Raw genomic sequence first — 6,881 nt, forward strand, 5'->3', positions numbered from 1 at the left:
AGGCTGACCAGCCGATCCCGAACGAGCTCACGCGTCCTCACGCAGCGCGGTGACACACCACCTGGTGCGTACGGGTACGCGTGCCACTCCGTCGCGTGCGTCCAGCGCGCGCGACATCGGCCTCACGCTTACCGTTTGCCATGTCGTGACTCCCTCGCACCTCCGGAGTGGTCAGTGGGCGCACCTTCGCTTCCCCGTCCCGCCCCCGGGGAGCGCCCCGCGCCCGACCCCGGATACCGCGCCTTCGTCGACCTGGCCGTGCGGGAGGGACGGTCGATCAGCGGACACCACAACCAGAACTACGTCGTACCGGTCACACCGGCCATGGCGAAACCACTGGGCCGCGACGTCGGTACGTCCGTCACCGTGCGGGTCCGGCGCACCGAGGCGCTGCCGGTGGTGATCAGAACCTGGCAGAACGAGGAGGAGATCCTCGGCGCCATCAAGGGAGCCCTCCCGCACGTGCCCCGGTGCCTGGCCAAGGGGGAAGGCTTCGCGATCCACAGTTATGCGGAGGGCGTACCGCTCTCCAGCGTCTGCGCGAACGACAAACCGGTCGACACCCTGCTCATGAAGGCGCTGGCGGGGCTGCTGGCCCAGACGGCCCGGGTGCGGCGCGACACGCTGCCTCTGCTGCCGTCCGTCTGGCCCCGCGACGAGACGGACGGCCAGGGATTCCTCCGGACGCTGGCCCACCTGGCGGACCAGCAGATCAGACGGCCCAACTGGTCCACGTTCGGGGGCCTGTTCGTGGCCCTCGGCATTCCCGAGGACGCCCTGACCGGGCTGGCCGGGCGGATCCCCGCCATGGCCCGGCGGCCGTACGGCCTGCTCCACGCGGACCTGCACCGCGACAATCTCATCGTGTCGTACGGCGGCGACCCGCCCCTCGTCTGCGTCGACTGGGAGCTCGCGACCTACGGCGACCCCCTGCACGACCTCGCGACCCATCTGGTGCGGATGCGGTACCCGAGCCACCAACGGCCCGAGGTGGTCGACACCTGGGCGGACGCCATGCGGGAGGTCCGGCCGGCCGCCGTCAACGGCCTGGGCAGGGACCTGCGTCACTACCTGGCCTTCGAACGGGCGCAGAGCGTGTACCCCGATGTGATGAGGGCGGCGCGGTCCCTGGCGGAATCGTTCACCCAGAAGGGCCTGGACGAGGCCACGGCCCAGGTGCGCAGGGCGCTCGAGGCGGCCGCCCGGCCGCTGCGGCTCGGGAACGTGCCCGGGGAGCGGGAGATCGAGAGCGCCCTGCTCCGCTGGCTGGCGTCCCGCGGCGAGCACGGCCGGGGCGGTCGCGGCGTGATCGCCCCGGCCCTGAACTGGGAGGGGGACCGGCGCCTCGACCCGCCCGACGACTTCCCCGGGTCCGCGGTGCGCGAGGCCCTGGCGGTGGAGGGGGCCGCGCCGGCGGGCCGCGTGTTCAAGGGGACCGCGCACCTCAACACCGTGGTGCGGGTGCCGGGCTCGACCCGTCCCGTGGTCGTCCGGCGGAGATGGCCCGAGGCGTGCCGCCGGGAACGCAGTTTCCTCAGCGAGCACGCCGTCCTGCGGGCCATCGCGGACGCGCCCGTCGCCGTGGCCGCGCCGAGGGCCCTGGCACTGGGCGTCAGCCACCCGGACGACCCCTTCGCCATCCACACCTACGAGGGGCCGGACGACGTCGACCGCCCCCCGGAGCACCCGGTGGACGGCCTGCTGCCGCATGAGGCGGACGGCCTCGTGGACCAGCTCTGCGCCCTGACCCTGGTGGACTTCAAACAGCTCGATCCGTTGGCCGGGGAGCGGGGCTTCCACCGCCGGCTGAAAGACCAACTGGTCACCCTGGTGGCCGAACTGCCCAGGAACTCGCAGCTATTGGCGCGGCATCTGGGACTGCCGGACGCGGCCCGCCTCCGCCAGATCCTCTCCCGCCACGAGGTGAGCCACCGAGAGCTCTCCCTGCTGCACGGCGATCTCAACCCGTGGAACCTGGTCCGCAGGGACGACGCCTTCGCGCTGACCCTCATCGACTGGGAGATGGCCCTGGTCGGCGACCCGCTCTACGACCTGGTGCGCCACATGCACCTGACGCCCACCCGGCCGGAGATCCGCGAGCGGATGTTCCGCCGCTGGGAACGCGGGCTGCCGTCCGAGTACACCCGTGACTGGCGGAAGGACTGGCAGGTGTACCGCCGGCTGGAGATCGTGCGCTCCGCCTACATCGACCTCGACCGGATGGTGACCGGCGCGAGCCTGGACGCCCCCGACGTCCAGCGCGCGGTGGGCTCCTACGCGGTCACCCTGGCCGCCGCCACCGGCTCCCTGGGCCTGCCCGTCCGCACCACCGCCAACCCGTATCTGGCGCGCGCCCTGGTGTAGCCGGCTGCGGAACGGGAGTGCCGCGTCCCGGCTGCGCCCCTGGTCGGGTGGGCCCTTCCTCCGGTCCGGAAGCCGAGGCCGATTGTCAGTGGTGGGTGAGACGGTAGGACCATCGAGCCGGAAAGCCGGAAAGCCGGAAAGCCGGAAAGCCGGAAAGAGGGGGATCTGTCATGTCCGGAACCCAGAACTACATCAACCACGTCGCCCTTGTCCTGGATGCCAGTTCGTCCATGTCGCACCTGAGCGGCAAGGTCGTCGAAGTCGCCGACCAGCAGATCGCGTACCTCGCCCGCCGGTCGAGGGAGCTGGACCAGGAGACCCGTGTCACGGTGTACGTCTTCGCCGACACGGTGGAGTGCGTCATCTACGACAAGGACGTGCTGCGGATGCCGTCGCTGCGGCAGATGTACCGGGTCGGGGGGATGACGGCTCTGCTGGCGGCCGCGCTGAAGTCCCAGCGGGAGCTGGCGCAGACGGCCCAACTGTACGGCGACCACAGCTTCCTGACGTTCGTCCTCACCGACGGGCAGGAGAACGCGAGCCATCGCTGCCCGGACGCCCCTGCCAGGGACCAGCGTGAGCTGATAGGGGCCGTGGCCGAGATGTTCCAGACACAGGAGGACAACTGGACGCTGGCCGTCCTCGTGCCGGACCAGATGGGCAAGCGCGAGGCCATGCAGTGCGGTTTCCCGAAGGACAACATCGCCATCTGGGACGCCACGAGCACCCAGGGGCTGGAGGAGGCCGGGCAGGTCATCCAGCAGGCCACCGAGAAGTTCATGGTGGGCCGCACCCAGGGCATCCGGGGATCGCGGGCGGTGTTCTCCACGGGCGCGGACGCGGTCAACAAGGACACCATCAAGGCGGCCGGCCTCGCCCCGGTGGATCCGTCGAAGTACCAGCTGATCCCGGTGGCCCGTGACGCGGGAATCCGGGAGTGGGTCATCGAATGCGGGCACGCCTACCGCACCGGTGGTGCGTTCTACCAGCTGAGCAAGTCGGAGAAGGTCCAGGCGCAGAAGCAGATCGCGGTGCTGGAGAAGAAGACGGACCGGGTGTACACGGGGCCCGAGGCCCGCGCCCTGCTCGGCCTGCCGGACATGGAGGTCCGCGTCAAGCCGGACCACAACGACGACTTCACGATCTTCGTGCAGAGCACCAGCGTGAACCGGAAGCTCGTGGCGAACACGCGGCTGCTGCTGATGCTCTGAGGCCGGTCGAGTAAAGAGCGCCGACGAAGGAAAAGGCCGCCGACAAAGGAAAAGGCAAGGAGGTTCGCCCACTCCTCGCCACTCTCAACGTATAGCGCACCGGGGGGCTTGCGGCAAGACCCGGGTCGTGACGCAGAATCGTCGCCCGAGGCCGGAACCTGGGGAAATCAGGTGTTCGCGAAGTGCGTGCTCTTTCGTCCCGTGCGGGGCCCGCAGCGCGACGCGGAGAGCCGGCCGGCAATCGACATCGTTCTGGGGGTTTCCGTGACGGACGTCAACGACGTCAACGACGTGATCGACGTGATCGTGGTCGGCGGCGGGCCGACCGGCTTGATGCTGGCGGGCGAGCTGCGGCTGCACGGCGTGCGTGTGGTCGTACTGGAGAGACTGACCGAGCCGACCGAGCAGTCACGCGGTCGTGGCCTGCACACGCGCAGCGTCGAGATGATGGACCAGCGCGGCCTGCTGGACCGGTTCCTCGCGGTCAGTGAGAAGTTCCAGGTCGGTGGTTTCTTCGGCGGCATCATGAAGCCGTGGCCGGACCGGTTGGACACGGCTCACCCGTACGGCCTCTCCACCCTGCAACCGGTCACCGAGCGGCTGCTGGGCGAGCGTGCCCTCGAGCTCGGTGCCGAGATCCGGCGCGGCTGCGAAGTGGTCGGCCTGAGCCAGGACGAGGACGGGGTGACCGTCGAATTGGCCAGTGGGGGTCTCCCCGGCCGTGGGGGCGTGGCCGCCGGGGGAGGGGGAGGCGCGCGGCTGCGCGCCCGCTACCTCGTCGGCTGCGACGGGGGCCGCAGTGTGGTGCGCAAGCGGCTCGGCGTCGGTTTCCCCGGCGAGCCCGCCACGGTCGAGACGCTGCTGGGCGACATGGAGATGACCGAGGACCCGGAGACGGTCGCCGCCGTCGTCGCGGAGGTCCGCAAGACCCAGCTGCGGTTCGGCGTCATCCCCAACGACGACGGGAAGGAGGGCGTCTTCCGCGTCATCGTGCCCGCCGACGGCGTGGCCGAGGACGGTGCGAGCGCGCCGACCCTCGAGGAGTTCAAGCAGCGGCTGCGGGCCTGCGCGGGCACCGACTTCGGCGTGCACTCCCCGCGCTGGCTGTCCCGGTTCGGCGACGCCACCCGGCAGGCCGAGCGCTACCGGGTCGGCCGGGTGCTGCTGGCCGGCGACGCGGCGCACATCCACCCGCCGACCGGCGGGCAGGGCCTCAACCTCGGCATCCAGGACGCCTTCAACCTCGGTTGGAAGCTGGCCGCCGCGGTGGCCGGCTGGGCACCGGAAGGACTGCTGGACAGCTACCACGCCGAACGGCACCCGGTCGGCGCGGCCGTGCTGGACAACACCCGCGCGCAGATCGCGCTGCTGGGAACCGATCCGGGCGCGACCGCGCTGCGGGAACTGCTCTCGAAGCTGATGGACTTCGAGGAGGTGAACCGGTACGTCACCGAAATGATCACCGCGACCGGAGTCCGCTACGACTTCGGCGAGGGACACGAACTGCTCGGCCGGCGGATGCGGGACGTGCGGCTGAAGCAGGGCCGCCTCTACGAGCTGATGCACGGCGGCCGCGGACTGCTGCTCGACCGGACCGGCCGGCTCTCGGTGGCGGGCTGGGCCGACCGCGTCGACCACGTCCTCGCCGTCGTCGACGACGGCGAGGACCTGGACGTCCCCGCGGTGCTGCTGCGGCCGGACGGCCACGTGGCATGGGCCGGCGACGACCAGCAGGACCTCCTCAGCCGCCTGCCCCGGTGGTTCGGCGCCCCCACCGTCTGAATCGCCGGGCCTTCCCGACGTGTCGCGCGAGCCGGTACGCGTCGGTTTCACGGATGAGTTCCCGGGAGCGGATCCGGTGCAACTCGACGTGCGTGCCCTCGCCGCTCACTGCTGGAGCGCCACGACATCGGCGACCAGGCAACTGACGTTGTCGGGGCCGCCGGAGCCGTTGGCGAGGGCGATGAGTTCGCGGACCACCCGCTCGGGTTCCCCGGTCCCGGAGAGCACCCGGTGGATCTCCTCGGTCGGCACGACGGCCTGCAGACCGTCGGAGCAGAGCAGGTACCGGTCGCCCCGCCGGGCGTCGTGCAGGCGCATGTCGGGGGTGGCATCGGCTCCCCGGCCCAGGGCCCGTATCAGCAGCGACCGCTGGGGGTGGGAGGCGGCCTCTTCCGGGCTGAGGCGTCCTTCGTCGACCATCGACTGCACCACGGTGTGGTCGTGGGTGATCAGGGACAGCTCCCCGTCGCGCAGGAGGTACGCCCGGGAGTCGCCGATGTGGACGAGGGCCAGCCGGGAGCCGGTCCAGAGCATCGCGGTGAGTGTGGTGCCGGCCTCTTCGGGGGAGGGGCCGTTCCCGGTGACGCCGTGCACCGCGTGCTCGGCCCGGTCGATCGCGTCCTCGAGGACGTTGAGGAGAGGGCCCGCCGGGATGCCGTCGGTTTCGAGGGGCTTGAGCGCGTCGACGGCGGCCGCGCTCGCGACGGCTCCCCGACTGCCGTAGCCGTCGGCGACGGCGAGCAGGCGGGAGCCGGCGTAGGCGGTGTCCTGGTTGTTCTCGCGGACCAGGCCCGTGTCGGACAGTGCGGCGTAACGGATTCCCAGGGGCTCGGTGGTCGGGGGCATGGCGGGGTCCTTCCCGGAGAGATGGTCGATGAGGAAGGTGGCCAGGTCCCGCCGTGCCGCGGTGTCGGCCTCGACCTGGGCCCGGAACGCGCGGATCTCCTGGGCCGCCGGGCCCGCCTCCAGCGTGCAGACGTGCTGGATGCGGGCGAGGGGCATGCCCAGGCGCCGGAGCCAGGCGACCAGTCGGGCCCGGTCCAGTTGTTCCGGTGCGTAGTAGCGGTAGCCGGTCACCGGGTCGACCCGTGCGGGGGTCAGCAGGCCGAGTTCGTCGTACAGGCGCAGTGCCTTCGGCGACAGTCGGGACACCTTCGCGAACGCCCCGATGGTCAGCAGCCCCATGCTCGCTCCTCCTCAGGCCGGGCACCTCGCCCGGCCCCACCGATGCTGCGGCTTCCCCCAAGGTGAGGGTCAACCGTGTTGTCCCGTCTCGCTCAAAGTGAGGCATGACGAAGCTCTGACCTGCGGTGCCTCAGATTGAGCGAGACGCAGAGATGCTGCCGGTCTCGCTCGATCTGAGGCATTCAGCCGAAACCCACCTGCTGTCCCATCGTGCGCCCGCGGCGACGAGGCGGGCGCCCGATTTGTCAGGCGGGCTGGACGGTGACGGTGCAGAGGCGCTTGGTGGCCCGGGTCAGGGCTACGTACAAGTCCCTCTCCCCACCGGGACGGGCCGTGATG

General features: G+C 71.0%; 4 protein-coding genes. 3 read left to right on the plus strand and 1 reads right to left on the minus strand.

Annotated features, from left to right (window positions below; all coding sequences use genetic code 11):
• Window positions 1–174 precede the first annotated feature (174 nt).
• The 3 genes from AB0I73_RS24800 to rox all read left to right on the plus strand — a co-directional run bounded on the left by AB0I73_RS24800 (window position 175) and on the right by rox (window position 5,357).
• Entirely contained in the window at window positions 175–2,364 is a 2,190-nt protein-coding gene (locus tag AB0I73_RS24800; protein ID WP_363040756.1) for an aminoglycoside phosphotransferase family protein, read from the plus strand.
• 170 nt (window positions 2,365–2,534) lie between these two features.
• Window positions 2,535–3,575, plus strand: coding sequence for a vWA domain-containing protein (locus tag AB0I73_RS24805; protein ID WP_363040758.1), 1,041 nt, complete (start codon window positions 2,535–2,537; stop codon window positions 3,573–3,575).
• Window positions 3,576–3,866: 291 nt separating this feature from the next.
• Entirely contained in the window at window positions 3,867–5,357 is a 1,491-nt protein-coding gene (gene rox / locus AB0I73_RS24810; RefSeq protein WP_363040764.1) for a rifampin monooxygenase, read from the plus strand.
• 105 nt (window positions 5,358–5,462) lie between these two features.
• On the opposite strand, the gene AB0I73_RS24815 is transcribed toward rox, so the two are convergent.
• A complete protein-coding gene (locus AB0I73_RS24815) occupies window positions 5,463–6,542 on the minus strand; it encodes a MerR family transcriptional regulator (RefSeq protein WP_363040760.1) in 1,080 nt (359 codons plus the stop codon).
• Between the last annotated feature and the right edge of the window lie 339 nt (window positions 6,543–6,881).

This window comes from Streptomyces sp. NPDC050388 (assembly GCF_040655635.1).
Classification (GTDB): domain Bacteria; phylum Actinomycetota; class Actinomycetes; order Streptomycetales; family Streptomycetaceae; genus Streptomyces.

Excerpts from the sequence above, each read along its gene's own strand:
- AB0I73_RS24815 (WP_363040760.1), bottom strand. The coding sequence starts at position 6,542 with ATGGGGCTGCTGACCATCGGGGCGTTCGCGAAGGTGTCCCGACTGTCG.
- AB0I73_RS24805 (WP_363040758.1), top strand. The coding sequence starts at position 2,535 with ATGTCCGGAACCCAGAACTACATCAACCACGTCGCCCTTGTCCTGGAT.